At 62.4% G+C, this 20,499-nt stretch carries 14 protein-coding genes; 11 read left to right on the top strand and 3 right to left on the bottom strand.

Annotation, left to right across the window (positions count from 1 at the left end; all coding sequences use genetic code 11):
* The first annotated feature begins 4 nt into the window (after window positions 1-4).
* From hisS to AC3RCM_RS04775, 6 genes are all read left to right on the top strand, one after another.
* Window positions 5-1,294: a histidine--tRNA ligase gene (gene hisS / locus AC3RCM_RS04750; RefSeq protein WP_003248516.1), complete on the top strand. Its 1,290-nt coding sequence runs from the start codon at window positions 5-7 to the stop codon at window positions 1,292-1,294.
* A 39-nt stretch (window positions 1,295-1,333) separates the two neighbouring features.
* Window positions 1,334-1,975, top strand: coding sequence for a tetratricopeptide repeat protein (locus AC3RCM_RS04755; RefSeq protein ID WP_064492816.1), 642 nt, complete (start codon window positions 1,334-1,336; stop codon window positions 1,973-1,975).
* Window positions 1,976-3,118 carry an outer membrane protein assembly factor BamB gene (gene bamB, locus AC3RCM_RS04760; protein WP_003248513.1) on the top strand — a complete coding sequence of 381 codons (1,143 nt, stop codon included), beginning with the start codon at window positions 1,976-1,978 and terminating at the stop codon, window positions 3,116-3,118.
* A 116-nt stretch (window positions 3,119-3,234) separates the two neighbouring features.
* On the top strand, window positions 3,235-4,698 hold the full coding sequence (gene der / locus AC3RCM_RS04765) for a ribosome biogenesis GTPase Der (RefSeq protein ID WP_010952071.1): 1,464 nt from the start codon (window positions 3,235-3,237) through the stop codon (window positions 4,696-4,698).
* A 151-nt stretch (window positions 4,699-4,849) separates the two neighbouring features.
* A complete protein-coding gene (locus AC3RCM_RS04770; RefSeq protein WP_064492815.1) occupies window positions 4,850-5,998 on the top strand; it encodes a pyridoxal phosphate-dependent aminotransferase in 1,149 nt (382 codons plus the stop codon).
* Complete coding sequence (locus AC3RCM_RS04775; protein ID WP_492629396.1) at window positions 5,986-6,777, top strand: amidohydrolase; 792 nt, start codon at window positions 5,986-5,988, stop codon at window positions 6,775-6,777. The genes AC3RCM_RS04770 and AC3RCM_RS04775 overlap by 13 nt, the downstream gene beginning before the upstream one ends.
* Before the next feature lie 581 nt (window positions 6,778-7,358).
* Here the strand turns inward: AC3RCM_RS04775 and AC3RCM_RS04780 are convergent.
* Together AC3RCM_RS04780 and AC3RCM_RS04785 are read right to left on the bottom strand one after the other, a co-directional pair.
* A complete protein-coding gene (locus AC3RCM_RS04780) occupies window positions 7,359-9,911 on the bottom strand; it encodes a PepSY domain-containing protein (RefSeq protein ID WP_492629397.1) in 2,553 nt (850 codons plus the stop codon).
* Between the two features lie 253 nt (window positions 9,912-10,164).
* Window positions 10,165-12,447: a TonB-dependent receptor gene (locus tag AC3RCM_RS04785; RefSeq protein WP_409322226.1), complete on the bottom strand. Its 2,283-nt coding sequence runs from the start codon at window positions 12,445-12,447 to the stop codon at window positions 10,165-10,167.
* A gap of 221 nt (window positions 12,448-12,668) precedes the next feature.
* On the opposite strand from AC3RCM_RS04785, the gene AC3RCM_RS04790 reads away from it, so the two are divergent.
* Together AC3RCM_RS04790 and AC3RCM_RS04795 are read left to right on the top strand one after the other, a co-directional pair.
* Window positions 12,669-13,349 carry a Fe2+-dependent dioxygenase gene (locus AC3RCM_RS04790; RefSeq protein ID WP_003248502.1) on the top strand — a complete coding sequence of 227 codons (681 nt, stop codon included), beginning with the start codon at window positions 12,669-12,671 and terminating at the stop codon, window positions 13,347-13,349.
* A gap of 3 nt (window positions 13,350-13,352) precedes the next feature.
* Complete coding sequence (locus AC3RCM_RS04795; protein WP_409320043.1) at window positions 13,353-14,102, top strand: tetratricopeptide repeat protein; 750 nt, start codon at window positions 13,353-13,355, stop codon at window positions 14,100-14,102.
* 183 nt (window positions 14,103-14,285) lie between these two features.
* Here the strand turns inward: AC3RCM_RS04795 and AC3RCM_RS04800 are convergent, their stop codons facing one another.
* The gene (locus tag AC3RCM_RS04800; RefSeq protein WP_003248498.1) at window positions 14,286-15,449 is read right to left on the bottom strand and encodes a type III PLP-dependent enzyme; all 1,164 of its coding nucleotides are present in this window, start codon (window positions 15,447-15,449) and stop codon (window positions 14,286-14,288) included.
* 507 nt (window positions 15,450-15,956) lie between these two features.
* On the opposite strand from AC3RCM_RS04800, the gene AC3RCM_RS04805 reads away from it, so the two are divergent.
* The 3 genes from AC3RCM_RS04805 (at window position 15,957) to AC3RCM_RS04815 (ending at window position 19,963) form a co-directional block, all read left to right on the top strand.
* Window positions 15,957-16,442, top strand: a complete 486-nt coding sequence (locus AC3RCM_RS04805; protein WP_064492377.1) for an RNA polymerase sigma factor — start codon at window positions 15,957-15,959, stop codon at window positions 16,440-16,442.
* A 20-nt stretch (window positions 16,443-16,462) separates the two neighbouring features.
* Complete coding sequence (locus tag AC3RCM_RS04810) at window positions 16,463-17,425, top strand: FecR family protein (RefSeq protein WP_064492417.1); 963 nt, start codon at window positions 16,463-16,465, stop codon at window positions 17,423-17,425.
* A gap of 108 nt (window positions 17,426-17,533) precedes the next feature.
* On the top strand, window positions 17,534-19,963 hold the full coding sequence (locus tag AC3RCM_RS04815; protein ID WP_492629398.1) for a TonB-dependent siderophore receptor: 2,430 nt from the start codon (window positions 17,534-17,536) through the stop codon (window positions 19,961-19,963).
* Window positions 19,964-20,499 lie beyond the last annotated feature (536 nt).

Genomic DNA, 20,499 nt, shown 5'->3' on the forward strand with positions numbered 1-20,499 from the left:
TTTCGTGAGCAAATCGCTGCAAGCCATCCGTGGCATGAACGACATCCTGCCAGAACAGTCGCCGCTGTGGCGCTACTTCGAAGGCACAGTGGCCGGGCTGCTGGACACCTACGGGTACAGCCAGATCCGCACGCCGATCGTCGAGTTCACCGAGCTGTTCAAGCGCTCGATCGGTGAAGTGACCGACATCGTCGAAAAAGAGATGTACACCTTCGAGGACCGCAACGGCGATTCGCTGACCCTGCGCCCTGAAGGCACTGCGGCCTGCGTGCGAGCGGTGCTCGAGCACGGCATCACCGGCAACGGTCAGGTGCAGAAGCTGTGGTACATCGGCCAGATGTTCCGCCACGAGCGCCCACAGAAGGGCCGCTACCGCCAGTTCCACCAGATTGGCGTGGAAGTGTTCAACCTGGACGGCCCGGACATCGATGCCGAGCTGATCATGCTGACCTGGCGCCTGTGGGGCCTGCTGGGCATCCAGGACGCGGTCAAGCTGGAGCTCAACAGCCTGGGCACCAGTGAAGCCCGCGCACGTTACCGTGACGCGCTGGTCGAGTTCCTCTCCGCGCGCCTGGAGCAACTGGACGAAGACAGCCAGCGCCGCCTGAAGAGCAACCCGCTGCGCATCCTCGACAGCAAGGACCAGAACACCCAGGCGGTGCTGGTTGGGGCGCCGAAGCTGGAAGACTACCTGGACGAAGAGTCGCGTGTGCACTTCGAAGGCCTCAAGGCCCGCCTGGACGCTGCCGGTATTCCGTTCGTGATCAACACCAAGCTGGTACGCGGCCTGGACTACTACAGCAAGACCGTGTTCGAGTGGGTAACCGACAAGCTCGGTGCCCAGGGCACGGTGTGCGCGGGTGGCCGTTACGACGGCCTGGTCGAACAGATGGGTGGCAAGCCGACCACTGGCGTTGGTTTCGCCATGGGCATCGAGCGCCTGATCCTGCTGTTGGAAACCCTGGGCAAGGTGCCGGAGTCCATCAGCCGCCAGATCGACGTTTACCTGTGCGCCTTTGGCGAACAGGCGGAGCTGGCTGGCCTGCGCCTGTCCGAAGGCCTGCGCGACCGCTTGCCGGGCCTGCGCCTGGCAGTCAACGCCGGTGGTGGCAGCTTCAAGAGCCAGTTCAAGAAAGCCGACAAGAGCGGTGCACTGTTCGCCCTGATCCTCGGCGACGACGAGCTGGCCAAGCAAGAAATCGGCTTGAAGCCCCTGCGTGGCCAGGGTGAACAACAGAACATTGCCTGGGATGCTCTTGCAGAGCACCTGGAAACCGCGATCGCGCAGGCGTAACGCGGTTCAACAAGCGAATAGGCGAAAAGGAGTATTGGGGTGTCGAGTACCGATGATGATGACCTGGCAGGCGTCAAGGACTGGTGGAACCGCAACGGCAAGCCGCTGCTGACCGGTGCACTGCTGGCTGGCGTGGTGGTGTTGGGCTGGAATACCTGGCACAAGTACCAGACCAACCAGTCGCAAGGTGCCTCGCAGTTGTATCAGGCGCTGATTGAAACAAGCCTGACACCGACCGGCCAGCCGGACGCCACCAAGGTCGCGGAACTGGCCGGCAAGCTCAAGAGCGAGTTTGGCGGCACCGCTTACGCCCAGTACGGCAGCCTGTTCGTGGCCAAGGTCGCGGTCGACAGCGGCAAGCTCGATGACGCCGCAGCCGAGCTGAAAAGCGTGCTGGACAAACCGGCCGACGTTACCTTGGGCGAGATTTCGCGTCAGCGTCTGGCGCGCGTACTGGCAGCCCAGAACAAGGCCGAGGATGCGCTCAAGCTGCTCGACGGCGACGCCGACAAAGCCTTCCTGGCCAGCCGTGAAGAGTTGAAGGGTGACCTGCTGGTGCAGCTGGGTCGCACCAACGACGCGCACAGCGCTTACGAAAAAGCCAAGGCTGCGCTGTCCGATGACGCGGCGGTCGGTGGCCTGCAATTGAAGCTGGATGACCTGGCTAAAGGGGACGCGTAAGTGATCGGTTGGAAACATGCAGCAGTGCTGACCCTGGCCGTACTGGCCGCAGGTTGCAGCAGCAACAGCAAGAAGGAACTGCCCCCGGCCGAGCTGACCAAGTTCACCGAGGAAGTGGTGCTGAAGAAGCAGTGGAGCCGTTCGATCGGTGACGGCCAGGGTGAAACCTACAACACCCTGGTACCGGCCATCGAGAACGACCGTATCTACGCTTCCGACGTCAACGGCGAAGTCTTCGCCCTCGACCGCATCACCGGCGACGTGGTGTGGAAGAAGGACCTGGAGCTGCAGGTTTCCGGTGCAGTTGGCGTAGGCTATGGCCTGGTCATGCTCGGTACCCTCAAGGGTGAAGTCATTGCCCTGGACTCCAGCACCGGTGAGGAGCGTTGGCGCTCGCGCGTGACCAGCGAAGTGCTGGCCCCACCTGCCAACAACGGTGACGTGGTGGTGGTGCAGACCCAGGACGACCGCCTGATCGGCCTGGATGCCGCCACTGGCGACCGCCGTTGGATCTACGAAAACTCGCCGGCCGTGCTGACGCTGCGTGGCACCGGTGCGCCGATCGCCACCAACCGCCTGGCTGTTGCCGGCCTGTCCACCGGCAAAGTGGTCGCGGTTGACATCAACAACGGTGTGCCCGTGTGGGAAAGCCGCGTGGCCATCCCGAAGGGCCGTTCCGAGCTGGACCGTGTGGTTGATATCGACGGCGGCTTGTTGCTGTCTGGTGGTACCCTGTACGTCAGCACCTACCAGGGCCGTGTAGCGGGCCTGGACCTGGAAAGCGGCCGCGAGCTGTGGCAGCGCGATGCTTCCAGCTATGTGGGTGTCGCTCAGGGCTTCGGTAACGTCTACGTCAGCGAAGCCTCGGGTACCGTGGAAGGTGTGGATGAGCGCTCTTCCAGTGCCCTGTGGAGCAACGACAGCATGGCTCGCCGCCAGTTGACCGCCCCTGAAGTGTTCAGCAGCTACGTGGCTGTGGGTGACTTTGAAGGTTACCTGCACCTGCTGAGCCAGGTGGATGGCCGCTTCGTCGGCCGTGAGCGTATCGACAGCGATGGCCTGCGCGCCCGCCCACTTGTGGTCGGCGACACCATCTATGTCTTCGGCAACAGCGGCAAGCTCGAGGCACTGACCATCCGCTGAAGCTATGCTTGAAGCCTTGGCGGGCTTCAAGCCGCGGCGTAGGACACGCCGCCCAAACTCCGGCCGCTGCCTTGCAGCGGCCTTTGCATTTTCAAGAATTCGAGAGTGGAGAGCCGATGGTTCCCGTAATTGCCCTGGTGGGCCGCCCGAACGTCGGCAAATCCACCATGTTCAACCGCCTGACCAAGACCCGCGATGCCATCGTCGGTGACCTGTCGGGCCTGACCCGTGACCGCCAGTATGGTGATGCCAGCTGGCAGGGTCGTTCCTTCATCCTGATCGACACCGGTGGTATCACCGGTGACGAAGTGGGCATGGACGAGAAAATGGCCGAGCAGTCGCTCATGGCCATTGAAGAAGCCGACTATGTGCTGTTCCTGGTTGATGCCCGTGCGGGCATGACTGCAGCAGACCAGATGATCGCCGAGCACCTGCGCAAGCGGAACAAGGCGGCGATCCTGGTTGCCAACAAGATCGACAACATCGACCCCGACGTTGCCCGCGCCGAATTCTCGCCAATGGGCATGGGTAACGCCATTCCGGTGGCGGGCTCCCAGGGCCGTGGTATCAACGCCTTGATGGAGGCCGTGCTCGGTCACCTGCCGCGTGATGCCGAAGAAGAAGCCCTCGAGCAGGACGTCGCTGAAGGTGAGGAAGCCGTGCGCATTCCTGGCCCAAGCGAGAAGGATGGCATCAAGATCGCCATCATCGGCCGCCCGAACGTTGGCAAGTCTACGCTGGTCAACCGCATGCTCGGCGAAGAGCGTGTGGTGGTCTACGACGAGCCGGGCACCACCCGTGACAGTATCTACATCCCGTTCGAGCGCGATGGCGAGAAGTACACCTTCATCGACACCGCCGGTGTGCGCAAGCGTGGCAAGATCCACGAGGAAGTCGAGAAGTTCTCGGTGGTGAAGACGCTGCAGGCGATCAAGGATGCCAACGTCGTCATCTTCGTCATGGATGCCCGCGAAGGTGTGGTCGACCATGACCTGAACCTGCTGGGCTTCGCCCTTGAAGCCGGTCGCGCCATCGTCATTGCCCTGAACAAGTGGGATGGCATGGAGCCGGGTGAGCGCGCCTACGTGAAGACCGAGCTGGAGCGCCGGCTGTTCTTCGTCGACTTTGCCGACATCCACTTCATTTCCGCGCTGCATGGCACGGGCGTGGGCAACTTGTACAAGTCGGTACAGGCTGCGTTCCAGTCCGCGGTCACCCGCTGGCCGACCAGCCGCCTGACGCAGATCCTCGAAGATGCCGTGAGCGAGCACCAGCCGCCGATGGTCAACGGTCGCCGCATCAAGCTGCGCTATGCCCACCTCGGCGGTGCCAACCCGCCACTGATCGTGATCCACGGCAACCAGACCGACAGCATTCCCAAGTCGTACTCGCGTTACCTGGAAAACACCTATCGCCGGGTGCTCAAGCTGGTCGGTACGCCGATCCGTATCGAGTACAAGGGGGGTGAGAACCCGTACGAGGGTAAGAAGAACACCCTTACCGATCGCCAGGTCAACAAGAAGCGCCGCCTGATGTCGCACCACAAGAAGGCCGAGAAGAAGCGTCGCGACAAACGCTAAGCAGCGCCATGTGGGGGCGGGCAAGGCTGCCCCCACAGACGCCCTTTGATCCAGAGCAATCCCCCTATTGTTTCAACCTTTTTCCTGACCGCTCGATCCGCTATGCTCGGACTCCACCCCGTGCCGGATATACCCCAGGAAAGAGGGCTCCATGATCCGCAGCAAACTGCCGAATGTCGGCACGACCATCTTCACCACCATGTCCCAGCTCGCCGTGCAGACTGGCGCGCTCAACCTGTCCCAGGGCTTTCCTGACTTCAATGGCCCGCAGGCCCTGCTCGATGCAGTGGGCCGGCACGTGGCTGCCGGGCATAACCAGTATTCGCCCATGACCGGCCTGCCGGCCCTGCGCCAGCAGGTGGCGGCCAAGGTCGAGCGGTTGTATGGGGCAAGGGTGGATGCCGATCAGGAAGTGACTATCACCCCCGGCGCCACCGAGGCTATTTTCTGTGCCATCCAGGCGGTGGTGCATGCCGGTGATGAAGTGATCGTCTTCGACCCCTGCTACGACAGTTACGAGCCGTCCGTGGAGCTGGCCGGTGGTCGCTGTGTGCATGTGCAGTTGAGCGACGGCGACTTCCGTATCGACTGGCAGAAATTCAGTGATGCCTTGAGCCCGCGCACGCGCGTGGTCATCCTCAACTCGCCACACAACCCCAGCGGCGCGTTGATCACCCGCGAGGACCTCGACCAGTTGGCCGCACTTATTGCCGACCGCGATATCTACCTGGTCAGCGATGAAGTGTACGAGCACCTGGTCTACGACGGCGTACGCCACGCCAGTGTGCTGGCCCATGAGCAGTTGTACTCACGTGCCTTCGTGGTCAGTTCCTTCGGCAAGACGTACCACGTTACCGGCTGGAAGACCGGTTACGTGATCGCACCGCCAGCCTTGAGCGCCGAGCTGCGCAAAGTGCACCAGTACGTCAACTTCTGTGGCGTGACGCCGCTGCAGTGTGCCTTGGCCGACTTCATGGCCGGGCACCCCGAGCATATTGATGAGTTGCCGGCCTTTTACCAGGCCAAGCGCGACCTGTTCTGCGGTTTGCTGGACGGCTCGCGTTTCAACTTTACCCGCACGACGGGCACTTATTTCCAGCTGGTGGACTATTCGCAAATCCGTCCGGACCTGAACGATGTCGACATGTCGCTGTGGCTGACGCGTGAGCACGGCGTGGCGACCATCCCGGTATCGGTGTTCTACCAGCAACCCATCCCCGAGCAACGCCTGGTACGCCTGTGCTTTGCCAAACGAGAGGAGACGCTGCGTCAGGCAGCGGAAAGACTATGCGCGATCTGAGTACACTGCCGAACCTGAAAGTCGCCCTGGTGCAAACCACCTTGGCCTGGCACGACCGTGAGGCCAACTACGCGCACTTCGAGGTGCTGCTGGAGCAGGTGGGCGAGGTTGACCTGGTAATCCTGCCGGAAATGTTTACCACCGGTTTTTCGATGCAATCGGAGAGCCTGTGCGAGCCGGAGAACGGTCCGACCTACAAATGGTTGAAGGCACAGGCCAAGAAGCACAACGCGGTGATTACCGGCAGTGTGATCATCCAGGCCGCCGATGGCAGCCACCGCAACCGCCTGTTGTGGGCGCGGCCGGACGGCGAGATTCTGCACTACGACAAGCGCCACCTGTTCCGCATGGCCGGTGAGCACAAACATTACACCCCAGGCGAGCGGCAGGTGCAGTTCGAGCTCAAGGGCTGGCGCATTCGCCCGCTGATCTGCTACGACCTGCGCTTCCCGGTTTGGAGCCGTGACGCCCAGGACACTGACCTACTGCTGTACACCGCCAACTGGCCGGCCGCGCGTCGCCAGCACTGGAACCGCCTGCTACCGGCGCGGGGGATCGAGAACCTGTGCTATGTGGCGGCGGTGAACCGGGTGGGCACGGACGGTAAAGGCTTTGCTTACTCTGGTGACAGCCAGGTGCTGGATTTCCAGGGCGAGAGCCTGCTCAGTGCCGGGGAGGCGGACGGTGTGTTCACTGCAGTACTGAGCGCGGCGGAACTGGCGGCGTACCGGGCCAAGTTCCCGGTCAATCTGGATGCCGATACCTTCGAGCTGCACTGACAGCAGGCCCGGCCCTTTCGCGGGTAAACCCGCTCCTACACACGCATCGGCGGTTGGTCACAGGCCGTTGTAGGAGCGGGTTCACCCGCGAAAGGGCCGGCCCTGCTGACCAATTTCCATCCGCCGTTCACCGTTGCCGCCGCCACCGTATTTGCGGGTAAACCCGCGCCTACACACGCATCGGCGGTTGGTCCCAGGCCGTTGTAGGAGCGGGTTCACCCGCGAAAGGGCCGGCCCTGCTGGCCAATTTCCATCCGCCGCTCACCGTTGCCACCGCCACCGTATTCGCGGGTAAACCCGCGCCTACACACGTATCGGTGGTTGGGGAAGGCCGTCGTAGGAGCGGGTTTACCCGCGAAGAGGCCAGCCCTGCTGGCCAATTTCCACCCGCCGTTCACCGTTGCCACCGCCACCGTATTCGCGGGTAAACCCGCTCCTACACACGTATCGGTGGTTGGGGAAAGGCCGCCGTAGGAGCGGGTTCACCCGCGAAGAGGCCAGCCCTGCTGGCCAATTTCCACCGGCCGTTCACCGTTGCCGCCGCCACCGTATTCGCGGGTAAACCCGCTCCTACACACCGGTCAATACACATCTCGCCGATATCGCCCATCCTCGATCAACTGCTGTACAGCAGCTTCACCCAGCATGCCTTTGAGCGCCGCATCCACCCCCGCTGCCATGCCTTGCAGGCTGCCGCAGACATACACGCAAGCCCCGTCGGCCACCCAGCGCTTGAAGTCCTCGGCCTGCTCCAGCATCACGTCCTGCACATACACCTTCTCAGCCTGATCGCGTGAGAACGCCAGGTCCAGCCGTGCCAGGTCGCCGTTGTCCAGCCAAGCGTGCAGCTCATCGCCACACAGCAAGTCATGCGCCCGGTTACGCTCACCGAACAGCAGCCAGTTGCGCTGCTCACCGGCATTGACCCTGGCGCGCAACAGGCTGCGAAGGCCCGCCAGGCCAGTGCCGTTGCCGATCAGGATCATCGGCGCAGTAGCCTCAGGCAGATGGAAGCCACTGTTACGCCGCAGGCGCAGGCTCAGGGTGCCATTCATTGGCAGGTATTCGGTCAGCCAGCCAGAGCCCAAGCCAAGGCTGCCGTCTGGGTGGCGTTCCTGGCGCACGATCAGCTCCAGCACACCATCGCTGGCGATCGAGGCGATGGAGTATTCGCGGCTGCCGATTGGCGCCAGTGCATCGACCAGCGCTTGTGGCTGCAAGCCGATCAGGTGGTCGCGGCGCGTCGGCAGTTGGCGGCCAGCGAGTGCCTGGGCAAGGGTTTCGCTCAGGCCATTCACCTGCACCTGGCTGCTGGCGTCCAGTGCCATGCCCTTGAGGAACGCGTCGATCCGTGGCTGCCCATTCAGCGGCAGTATCTCTACCAGATCGCCGGCTTCCCAGCTTGCAGGCTCTGCAGCCAGCAGGCCAAGCAGGTACACCGGTTGGCCTTGGCTGCCGGGGTTGAGCAGTTCGCGGCGCACCAGCGACCAGTTGGCAAAGGTTGGCGGCTGCCAGGCGGCCACCGGCTGGACACCGGTCAGTTGCGCCAGCTCCTGCTGCCATTGCTGCAGGGCGGCCTGGTCGGCGTTGTCCACTTCCACCGGGCTGAATGCACTGCTGGCACCGCGCTCTCCCAGCCACGCCTGGAGGCGACGAGCGAAACCGCAGAAGTGCGGGTACTGACGATCACCGAGGGCAAGCAGGGCATAGTTGAGGTTGTTGAGTGCCCAAGGCTGGCCGAGCACCTTGCGCTCGAAGGCGCGAGCGCTGTCGGGCGCTTCGCCGTCGCCGAAGGTACTCACCACGAAGAGCGCGCGATGGGCCTGGCGCAAGTCGTTTTCACCCAGCTCGGCAAGGGCGCGCACCTGAACGGGCTGGCCAGCTGCCTGCAGCTGCTCGGCGCTCTGCCAGGCCAACTGTTCGGCAAAGCCACTCTGGCTGGCAAAGCCGATCAGCCAGCCCTCGCCATTGCCGCTGTTGGCGACGTTGCCACGGGCTGCACGCACCTGACGTTTCTTGCGGCGGCGGTCGAGGTACAGCAGCCAGCCGGTGACGAAGAACAACGGCATGGTGAGACTGGCAATGGTGACGATGATGCGCCCCGGCAAGCCGAAGTATTCGCCGACGTGCAAGGCGTAAACACTCTGCAGTAGCTGCGCCTTGAAGGACTTGTCGGTGTAGCGGTCGTGCTTTTTAACCTGGCCAGTGGCCGGGTCCAGCACCAGGGTATTGAAGGCACGCGGGTGCGCAGCGTTGTCGAGCAGGTAGAACAGGTTGGCCGGCTGACCACCAGCGGGCGGCAGGCGCAGGTTGTAGGTGGACAGGCCTGGGCCCGCGGCGTCCTTGAGGTTGGCCCAGATGGCGTCGTAGTCCACCACCAGCGGCGGCGCATTCCTGTCGACGTTCTGCGGCCCGTGCCGGCCACGGCCTTCACCCCGTTTTTGCTGCTGGCCCGCAGCCGGCGCGTCGGCCAGCAGCTTGTTCAGGCCTTCACGGTACCACTCATAGGACCAGAACAGCCCGGTCAGGGCGAACAGAAGATAGAACAGCAGGCACCAGGTGCCGGCAACGGCGTGCAGGTCCCAGTTGAAGGCGCGGCCTTTCTTGGCCCAGTCGAAGGTCAGCCAGGTGCGCCAGTCCAGCGCTTTACGCGGCCAGCGCAGGTAAAGGCCGGACAGGCAGAAGAACACCAGCATCAGGGTGCAGGCCCCGGTGATTTGCCGGCCAGTATCGCCCATGGCGAGGAAGCGGTGCAGCTTGAGCATGAGGTTGAAGAAGCCTTGCCCGGCCGCTTCGCCCTTGAGTTCGCCGGTGTACGGGTCGGCATAGCGCAGCTCGCCACGGCGTTCGCCCGGTGCGGGCATGAAGAAGATCCGTGCAGCGTTGCCTTCGCGCACGTCGACCCACAGCATCGAGACTTTGTCGTGTTGCTGGGCTTCGACCCGCTTAACCAGCTCGGCCGGCGGTAGCACGCCTTCGGTGCGTACTTCTACCTTGAGTACATCGGCATTGAATGCGCGCAGCAGTTCTTCCTGGAACGAGTACAGCGCCCCGGTAATGCCCATCAAGGCCAGCACCAGGCCAGCGGTGATGCCAAAGAACCAGTGCAATTGGAACAGCGTCTTCTTCACCACATTGATCACCTTGTGTTGCTGCCGCAGACTGCGCGGCGTGCATTATGCCTTGATACGCAAAAGCCCCGCTCAATGAACGGGGCGGGGGTGGGCTTCTTTTGGTGGAAGCTTGTACCGGCCTCTTCGCGGGCTTGCCCGCTCCCACAGGTACACCACAGGGTTTGAAGGTTGTGGTGGACTTGTGGGAGCGGGCAAGCCCGCGAAGAGGCCGCCACAGGAGCAGCCCTTCTAGCGGATCAACCCAATCCCGACATCAGAAGTGGACGCTGGTGGTCAGCAGTGCCGTCCGCCCGGCCGCCTGGTTGGCGAAGTGGGTGGAGAAGGCCTTGTCGTAGTACACCTCGTTGGTCAGGTTCTGCACGTTCAGTTGCAGGTCGACGTTCTTGGTCAGCTTGTAGGCGGCCATGGCGTCGTAGCGTACGTAACTGTCGACCATGGTGGTGTTGGCCACGTTGCCGTACACGTCATCCACGTAGAACGCACCACCGCCCACGGTCAGCTTTGGCGTGATCGAGTACGTGGTCCACAGGCTGGCGCTGTTGTTTGGCGTGTTCGGCAGCTGGTTGCCGTCGTTGGCCTTGCCCATCGGGCCGCCGTCGATCTGGCGAGCTTGCATGTAGGTGTAGCCGGCGAATACCTGCCACTTGTCGGTCAGCTTGCCACTGGCGGACAGCTCGATACCCTGCACGCGAGTTTCGCCGACGTTCTCGTAGGTAGTGGTGTCCACCTGGACGCGGGCGTTTTCCTTTTCAGTGCGGAAAAGCGCCGCTGCCAGCGACAAGCGTTCGTCCAGTAAGTCCCACTTGGTACCGATTTCGTAGTTGGTGGTTTCTTCCGGTTCCAGGTCGCTGCCCAGAATATTGCCGCTGCGGTCGGTTGTACCTGGCAGTGAGTTGGTCTCGGTACCTTCGCCGAGCATTGCGCCTGGCGGTGTCGCCGAGGTGGCGTAGGAAATATAGATGCTACCGTTCTCGGCTGGCTTCCACACCAGACCCAGCTGGCCCGTGAAGAATTCACTTTTGTCGCGACCTTTGGTGGGTACACCGTTCTTGTTCAAGACGGTTGCGCCGCTGGCGTCGTAGGTGCGGAACTTGGTATCGAAATGGTCGTAACGCAGGCCCATGTTCAGCAGCCATTGGGGTGTGAGCTCCAATGTGTCGAAGACATAGATCGCTCGGGTCTTGCCGCTGGTCTTGGTACCGGCGTAGTTGCGCGAGACAGTGCCGTCCCAAGTGTCGTCCGGGTTAGGGTCGCTCAGTGAGGTGCAGCTACCACCATTGCCAGGCCCGGTGCAGGTGAGCTTGCTGTTTGGCGTGACGGTGTAGCTCTGGCGGTCGGATTCTTCCTTGGTGAGTTCGATACCGGTCGAGAAGTTGTTTTTGAAACCGCCGACGAAGAACTCGCCGAACAGGTCGGTCTGGTTGGTGGTGGTGGCGGTGTTACCCACGCGGGTGTTGGCACGACGCCATACACCGTTGTTGTTCACGTTGCCGGCACTGTCATCCGGCTGGGTCAGCACGTAGTCTTGCATGCTGTTGCCGTGACGCAGGGTGTTCTTGATGGTCAGCGAGTCGGTCAGGTCGTGCTCGATGGCGAAAGTGGCGATGTCCACGCGGCTCTTGCGGAAGTCGCGACCGGTCAAGCCGTAGAAGTTGTCGCTGTCACCGCCATCGATCGGCTTGCTCGGGTGCGCCGAAGTACGGGCGGCGCTGCCAGTAACGGGGATGCTGTAAGGGATACCCGAATCCGGCAGGTCGTCGCTTTCCAGGTGGTAGTAGTCAAGGTTGACGCGGGTCGGCGTGCCCAGGCCAAAGGCCAGCGACGGGGCGATACCCCAGCGGTCGTAGTTGACCTTGTCGCGGCCGGCGACGTTGCTTTCGTGGGTCATCAGGTTCAGGCGGCCGGCAACGGTATCGCTGAACTGGTAGTTGCCATCGAAGGTGTAGCGCTGGGTCTGGTCGCTGCCCCAGGTCCAGGCACCGTCCAGCGAGTTGCCCAGATGCGCGCGCTTGCTTACCAGATTGATGGTACCGCCGGCCGCGCCGCGGCCACCGATGGCCGAGTTCGGCCCCTTGGCCACTTCAACAGATTCGATGGCGAAGATTTCGCGGGTTTGGGCGCCAGTGTCACGCACGCCGTCCAGGTAAGTATCGCCCTGGGCGTCGAAGCCGCGGATGAACGGGCGGTCACCTTGCGGGTTGCCGCCTTCGCCAGCGCCGAAAGTAATGCCGGGCACGGTGCGCAGGGCATCCTGCAGGGTCAGGGCGTTGGTGTCCTTGATCACTTGCTGCGGGATAACGGTTACCGAGCGCGGGGTGTCTACCAGCGGCGCGGTGTACTTCTGCGAGGCGGCCTTCTCCACCTTGTAATCGGTGCTGGCTTGTTCAGCCTTGCCGTTGACGCTGGTGGCATCGAGGGTGATGGCGCTGTTGGCGGCCGGATCGGCGGCATAGACCGACGAGGCACTCAGGGCGACACCGATGGCAGACACGATCAGGCGTGGCGAACTCACAGCAGATGGTACGTACTGGCGCATTGCAAAGAACCTTCCCCAAGGTATTGAGGCGGTGGATCTTAATGTAAGCAATTTTGACTAACAATTGAGAGTCGTTACCATTCGTGAAGAATTTACAATCTTTACAATTTGTCTTTACGGTTTCATGCCGCTGAAACGTCTTAAGCGGCGAATGGGGCTTGTGTAGCGCAAAAGGGAATCAATATCATTGCGCCTTTACATTTACTAACGGTGCTGTTGCCATGCTGCTTCACATCCCAGGCCTGTTCGACGCTGATGAACTGGCCCGTATCCGCGAGGCGCTGGAGCGGGCCGACTGGGCCGATGGCAAGGTTACGGCGGGTTATCAGTCGGCCAAGGCCAAGCACAACCTGCAGCTGCCGGAAGGCCATGCACTGGCCAAGGAAATCGGCACTGCGCTGATCGACCGCCTGTGGAAGACCCCGCGCTTCATGTCGGCAGCCTTGCCGCACAAGGTGTTCCCGCCGCTGATCAACTGCTACCGCGATGGCGGCAACTTTGGTTTCCACATCGACAATGCCCTGCGCCAGCCCAAGGGCAGCCCGGAGCGGGTGCGTACCGACCTGTCTTCCACGCTGTTCCTCAGCGACCCGGAAAGCTACGACGGCGGTGAGCTGGTGATCCAGGACACCTATGGCGTGCAGCAGATCAAGCTGGCCGCCGGTGACATGGTGCTGTACCCCGGCACAAGCCTGCACAAGGTCAACCCGGTGACCCGTGGCCAACGCTATGCCGCATTCTTCTGGACCCAGAGCCTGGTGCGCGATGACAGCCAGCGGGCGCTGCTGTTCGAGATGGACAATGCAATCCAGCAGCTGACTGCCGATGTGCCGGACCATCCTTCGCTGTTGCAGCTGACGGGCACCTACCATAATTTGCTGCGCCGCTGGGCTGAGGTCTGAGCCGTGTCCTACCTGCTGCGACGTGAGGAAGTGGTGGATGTGGCCGGCTTGCAGGCCATGCTCGAGGAAACCCCCGGCAAGGCCGCCCAGGCGATTCTGGCGGCAGCGGGGCAGGGCGTGGTCGAGGCGCAGTTGCTGCTGGGGCAGATCCTGCTGGATGGGCGTGGCATCCAGCAGGATGCCACGGTTGCCCGGCGTTGGTTCGGTATCGCTGCACAGAGTGGCAGTGCCATGGCGCACAACATGCTCGGGCGTTGCCTGGAGCATGGCTGGGGCGGCGAGGTGAGTTTGGTGCAGGCGGCCGTTCACTACGCCCGTGCGGCCGACTCCGGGTTGGACTGGGGCCTGTATAACCTGGGCAACCTTCTGGCGACCGGGCGTGGGGTGCCGGCCAATCAGGCGCAGGCACTGATGTGCTACGAGAAGGCTGCGCAGCTGGGGCATGCCAAGTCGATGAACCTGTATGGGCGTTACCTGGAGCAGGGCATTGCCACGGCGCCCAGCCCGGCGCGGGCGGTGCGCTGGTATCGGCGTTCGGCCGAGGCGGGGGATTTTCGTGGGATGTTCAGCCTGGCGCTGGTGCTGGTCGAGCGTGGGCAGTTGGCCGAGGCAGGGCAGTGGCTGGAGCAGGCCCGGGTTGCGGGGAACATGAATTTCCTGCGTGCGGCGCTGGTGACCTTGCAGGAGGCGGGGCCGGCGCTCATGACCTTTGCCGGGCGCTATGCCGAGGAGATCGAACGGCGTGGTGAGTGAGGTTGACTGTGCTGGCCAATTTCCACTGGCCGTTCACCGTTGCCACCGCCGCCGTATTCGCGGGTAAACCCGCTCCTACACACGCATCGGTGGTTGGGCGCAGGGCGTTGTACGGTTTACCCGCAAAGAGGCCAGCATCGACAGCACGCACATGAAAACGGGGCCTTTCGGCCCCGTCGTGCATTACAGGTAGTATGCCTTCAGCGGCGGGAAACCGTTGAATTCCACTGCGCTGTAGCTGGTGGTGTAGGCGCCGGTCGACAGCCAGTACAGGCGGTCACCGATGGCCAGGTTCAGCGGCAGCCCGTACTTGTAGTTCTCGTACATGATGTCGGCGCTGTCGCAGGTCGGGCCGGCGATGACCACTTCCTCGGCTTCGCCTTTCTTCTCGGTCCAGATCGGGAACTTGATGGCTTCGTCCATGGTTTCGATCAGGCCGGAGAACTTGCCCACGTCGGTGTAGATCCAGCGCTCGACGGCGGTACGCGACTTGCGTGCGACCAGCACCACTTCGCTGACCAGGATGCCGGCGTTGGCGATCAGCGAACGGCCGGGCTCGAGGATGATTTCCGGCAGTTCGTCACCGAAGTCTTCCTTGAGGAAGCGGATGATTTCTTCGGCGTAGGTTTCCAGGCTGTTGGTACGGGTGATGTAGTTGGCCGGGAAGCCACCACCCATGTTGATCAGCTTCAGTTCGATGCCGTCTTCTTCTTTCAGACGTTCGAAGATTACCTTGACCTTAGCGATGGCGGCGTCCCACACGCTGATGTCGCGTTGCTGCGAGCCCACGTGGAAGGAGATGCCATAAGGCACCAGGCCCAGGTCGCGGGCGAGGATCAGCAGGTCCATGGCCATGTCGGTCTGGCAGCCGAACTTGCGGGACAGTGGCCAGTCGGCAGTGGTGGAGCCTTCAGTCAGAATACGCACATACACTTTCGAGCCCGGTGCGGCCTTGGCGATGTTGCGCAGGTCGGCTTCCGAGTCGGTGGCATACAGGCGCACGCCCTTCTCGTAGAAGTAGCGGATGTCCTTGGACTTCTTGATGGTGTTGCCGTAGCTGATGCGGTCGGCGCTGACACCGCGGCCCATCACTTTGTCCAGCTCGTAGATCGAGGCGATGTCGAAGCTCGAACCTTTCTCTTTGAGCAGGTCGATGATTTCAACGGCCGGGTTGGCCTTGACCGCGTAGTAGACCTTGGCGAATTCGAAACCGGCGCGCAGGTCGTCGTACGCCTGGCTGATCATCTGGGTGTCGATGAGTACGAACGGGGTTTCCTGCTTGTCAGCGAACGCCTTCATTTTCTGGAAGGTTTCACGCGCGAAATAGTCTTCGACCTGGATCGACATGCTCAGGGACTCCATGGGCAAACTGAAAGATTAAGTGGCTGCAAACTGAACGTCCTCCGTATCCCCACTTTGGTTCGCCTACTCAGTACTTGAGCCGGATGGATCGTTTCCAGCATGGACGTTCGGCGCGCACTTTAGGGCGTGAAGAATGCAGAATCAACAGGCAATCCGGGCGTGATCGACGTGGATCGACGACCAGCCATTTGAATAACCGACTCGTGTGACCGGCTGATGTTCCCTGCGATCTTTCAAGCGTAAAAAATTGTGGAATGGAGCGTGTTGGGCCCTTCGCGGGCAAGCCCGCTCCTACAGGGGATACGCGTTCCATGTGGGGGCGGGCTTGCCCGCGAAAGGGCCGGAGGTGTTCATATTTATGGCCACATTTTCCTGGTACCCCCGTACAGGAAATCGCCCATAAATTTTTTGTTACCGACTGGCGGATTTGCTGCTTTTGATGAGAAACATTACTATTCGCACCCTTATCTGCCTCCCTGATGACCCCCGACCGTGTCCGGACACAAAGGCTTCCTCGACCACTACCATGAGCTGATCGGCACCTGGACGCGCAAGCTGCGCAGTCGTCAGCAGGCCGAGGACCTCACCCACGATGCCTTTGTCCGGGTACTGGAAACCCCGCGCGAGCAGGTTGAGCAGCCACGCGCCTACCTGCATCAGGCTGCGCGCAACATCGCTGTGGATGGCTTCCGTCGCGAGGACCGCCGCCAGGCGCTGGAGCGGGAAGCCTTCGAAGAAGGCGCAACCGGCAGTGGCGACCCGGAAGCCTACGTGCATGCCCTGGAGCTGGCCGACCGCGTCGAGCGCGCCCTGGCCGAGCTGCCACTCAACTGCCGGCAGGTGTTCATCTGGCAGAAGCTCGAAGGCCTGACCCAGGCCGAGATTGCCGAGCGCATGGGTTTGAGCAAGAACATGGTCGAAAAGTATATGATCCGCACGCTCCGGCACCTGCGTGAGCACCTGGATGTGTCGGCATGAAGAGTCAGGAGGCCTTTTCGATGAAACAGCACGGTACCGATGCCGTCCGCGAGCAGGCGGCCGCATGGTTCGCCCGCGTGCAGGATGCACCTCGGGATGCCGGGCTGCACAAGCAGTTGCGTGCCTGGTTGGCGAGCGACGAGCATCACCGGGAAGAATATGAGCATCTCTGCCGCGTGTGGCAGGCCGCCGACTTCATTCCACGCCAGCACCTGGAGGCGCTGTGCCGGCCAGACCCGGTGCAGCAGCTGCCACGACGGCGTTTCATGCGCCAGGCGTTGGCCGCCAGTGTCGCGGTAGTGGCGCTGGGCCTGGGCTGGACCGGCTGGCACCACCTGCAACTGAACCATCAGGGCAGCCTGCAGACGGCCTTCAATGAGCGCCGTCAGGTCGAACTGCCGGATGGCTCGCATCTGGAGCTCAATGGCAGCACGCAGTTGCAGGTGGAGTTCAGCGCCGGCCAGCGGCACGTGCGCCTGAACGCCGGGGAAGTGATGTTCAGCGTCGCCCATGACAGTAACCGGCCGTTTGTGGTCGACACTGCCCAGGGCAGTGTGATCGTCACAGGTACCCGCTTTGACGTCCGCCTGGACCCAGCCAGCACCCGTGTGGCGGTGGAACAGGGGTCGGTGCGGGTGCAGGGCAAGGGCGCCTCGCTGGCGCAACTGACGGCCGGGCAGGGGTCGCATATAGATGCACAGGGCCTGGTCGCCGCACCCTATGCGGTCAACACCGGCGCCATGACCGCATGGCGACAGGGCAAGCTGGTGTTCGACAACGCAACCCTCACCGAAGTAGTGGCCGAAACCTTGCGCTACCGTAGCCAGCCATTGCGGGTCGCCCCTGGGAAAGTCGCGCGGCTGCGCCTGTCCGGCACCTTCAGTACCAACGATACAGACGCTCTGCTGCGGGCTTTGCCGAGCATCCTGCCGGTGGCCATCAAGGCCCATGAAGACGGCTCCAGCGAAATAATCGCCAACTAGATTCAGGTTTTTTTTCACTCGTTCGTCTTCCTCGCCAGCTGCAACTGCCAAGCATTTCCATTTGCACGCGGTTGGCGTTTATTCCGCATTCCAGGATGTTTCGACGACGTGAACAACAACAAACCCTTCCCACGCTTTTGCGCCCTGGCGCTGGCCCTGGCGGTCAGCGCCGTGGCCGTTGACAGCCAGGCCGCAGAGGCCGGCAATACCCTCCAGATCCAGGCCCAGCCGTTGGGTTCGGCGCTGAACCAGCTCGGCCAGCAGACCAGCCTGCAGCTGTTTTTCAGCCCCGAGCTGGTCGCCGGCAAACAGGCCCCGGCGGTATCGGGCAACCTGGCGCCGGTGCAGGCGCTGCAACAGCTGTTGCAAGGCAGCGGGCTCACCTACGAGATGTCCGGGGACACCGTTGTGGTGAAGCCTCTGCCGACTACCCTTGACCTGGGCAGCGGCAGCCTGGAGCTGGCACCCACCGACATCAAGGTGGTCGGTGACTGGCTGGGTGATGCCCAGCAGAGCGTGGTACAGAACCACCCCGGGGCACGCACCGTGGTACGCCGCGAGGCGATGGTGGAGAAGGGCGCAATGAACGTGCGCGACGTGCTGCGCGGCATCCCCGGCGTGCAAGTGCAGGACTCCAACGGAACCGGTGGCAGCGACCTGTCGCTGAACGTGGGCGTGCGCGGCCTTACTTCGCGCCTGTCACCACGCTCCACGGTACTGATCGATGGCATCCCGGCCGCGTTCGCGCCGTATGGCCAGCCACAGCTGTCGATGGCACCGATTTCCTCTGGCAACCTCGACAGCATCGACGTCGTGCGCGGTGCCGGCTCGGTGCGCTATGGCCCGCAGAACGTGGGCGGCGTGATCAACTTTGTAACCCGGGCTATTCCGCAAAAGGCCTCGGCAGAGCTGTCCACCACCCTGGAGACCTCCCAGCACGGTGGCTGGAAACACACCGAGTCAGCCTTCGTCGGTGGCACGGCCGACAATGGCATCGGCGTGGCGCTGTTGTACACCGGGGTGAATGGCAACGGTTACCGTGAAAGCAACAACGGCAACGACATCGACGACGTTATCCTCAAGACGCATTGGGCGCCAACCGATGTCGATGAGTTCTGGCTCAACTTCCATTATTACGATGGCCGTGCCGACATGCCGGGTGGCTTGACCCAGGCCCAATACGACAGCAACCCGTACCAGTCGCTGCGTGATTACGACTACTTCGCTGGCCGGCGCAAGGATGTGTCGTTCAAATGGCAGCGGCAGCTCGACGATGCCACCCAGTTCGAAGTGCTGACCTACTACACCGACAGCTTCCGCGGCAGCACAATAGCCTCGCGGGACATGAAGACGTTGTCGTCGTACCCGCGCAACTACCACACCTTTGCCATCGAACCCCGTGTGTCGCGCATCTTCTTTGCCGGCCCAACCACCCAGGAAGTCAGTGTCGGTTACCGTTACCTGAAGGAAGCGATGCGCGAACAGTCGACTCGCCTGGCGCTGATCGACAACGTGCCGACGGTGACCCCGACTTCCGACGGCCACGTGTTCCAGGACCGCAGCGGCGGCACCGAGGCCAGCGCCTACTACATCGACGACAAGATCGACGTGGGCAACTGGACCATTACCCCTGGCGTGCGCTTCGAGCACATCAATACCGACTGGCGCGACCGCCCGGTACTGGACGCCAACAACCGCCCGGTAGCCGAGAAAAAGCGCAGCATCACCAGCAACGAGCCTTTGCCGGCGCTGAGCGTGATGTACCACGTTTCCGATGCCTGGAAGGTATTCGCCAACTACGAGACTTCGTTCGGTAGCCTGCAGTACTTCCAGCTGGGCCAGGGCGGTTCTGGCAACAGTACGGCCAATGGCCTGGAGCCGGAAAAAGCCAAGACCTACGAAATCGGTACCCGTTATGACAATGGCGGCTTTGCCGGTGAGCTGACGGCGTTCTACATCGACTTCGATGATGAGCTGCAGTACATCAGCAACGACGTGGGCTGGACCAACCTCGGTGCGACCAAGCACCAGGGCATCGAGGCTTCGGTGCGTTATGACCTGGCAGGGCTGGACCCGCGCCTGGACGGGCTGTCGGTGAGCGGTGGCTACACCTATACCCGCGCGACCTATGAAGGGGATATCCCGGGGTTCAAGGGCCGAGACCTGCCGTTCTATTCACGCCAGGTGGCCACTGCCGGGGTGCGTTACGCGGTCAACCGCTGGACCTGGAACCTGGATGCCTATGCCCAATCCAGGCAGCGCGCACCCGGTACCGGGATCAATGCCGATGGCAGTTTCAATGGCGACTACATCACCGAGCCGAGTGCTGACGGGCAGTATGGCGATATTCCGGGTTATGTGACCTGGCATGCCCGCGGTGGGTACGAATTCGGGCCTGAACTGTCCAACCTGAAGCTGGCGGCGGGGGTGAAGAACCTGTTCGACAAGCAGTACTTCACCCGCTCCAGTGACAACAATGCCGGCCTTTACGTGGGTGAGCCGCGAACCTTCTACGTGCAGGCCAGTGTTGGGTTTTGATCGAGATTGCCGGGGCCGCTTTGCGGCCCTTCGCTCGCTCTTGTAGGAGCGGGTTTACCCGCGAAAGGGCCGGGCCTGCTGGCCAATTTTCACCAGTCGTTCACCGTTGCCTCCGCTGCCGTATTCGCGGGTAAACCCGCTCCTACACATTGATCGATGGTGGACACATCGGTGATTGGGCGCAGGCCGTCGTAGGAGCGGGTTCACCCGCGAAAGGGCCGGGACTGCTGGCCAATCTTCACCCGTCGTTCACCGTTGCCGCCACCACCGTATTCGCGGGTAAACCCGCTCCTACACATTGATCGGTGGTGGACACACATCGGTGATTGGGCGCAGGCCGTCGTAGGAGCGGGTTCATCCGCGAAAGGGCCGGGCCTGCTGGCCAATCTTCACCCGTCGTTCACCGTTGCCGCCACCACCGTATTCGCGGGTAAACCCGCTCCTACACATTGATCGGTTGTGGACATACATCGGGGATTGAACACAGGCCGTTGTAGGAGCGGGTTTACCCGCGAAGGGGCGCAAAGCGCCCCCGG

This window comes from Pseudomonas sp. GW823-FHT05G12 (genome assembly GCF_058795575.1).